The organism is Hydrogenophaga sp. OTU3427 (assembly GCF_038440225.1).
Classification (GTDB): Bacteria; Pseudomonadota; Gammaproteobacteria; order Burkholderiales; family Burkholderiaceae_C; genus Hydrogenophaga.
In genome coordinates this window covers 1-291 of sequence record NZ_JASATI010000143.1, presented here as the reverse complement: position 1 = coordinate 291, position 291 = coordinate 1, and the positions used below count along the sequence as shown (strand labels likewise).

At 67.7% G+C, this 291-nt stretch carries 1 protein-coding gene; it reads left to right on the top strand.

Annotated elements, in window-relative coordinates; all coding sequences use genetic code 11:
• Positions 1–291, top strand: a 291-nt coding sequence (locus AAHB17_RS24655) for an SDR family NAD(P)-dependent oxidoreductase (RefSeq protein ID WP_342133701.1), incomplete at both ends; no start/stop codon positions are given.

The following is a 291-nucleotide window of genomic DNA, read 5'->3' as shown; positions in this document are numbered from 1 at the left end:
GCGCACCGACCTGTTGCCGCTCTCGGCGCGGATGTGCGTGTTGCCGCTGGACGTGACCCGCCCCGAGAGCATTGCACGCACGCTGGAGGCCGCCGGCCCCATCGACGTGCTGGTGAACAACGCCGGCCTCGGCCTTTTCGGCGCCTTCGAGGCCACACCGTTGGCAACCGTGCGCGACATCTTCGAAACCAACACCTTCGGGACCATGGCCATGACGCAGGCGGTGCTTCCGCAGTTCCGCGCGCGCCGATCGGGTCTGGTGATCAACGTGACCTCTAGCGCAACGCTCGC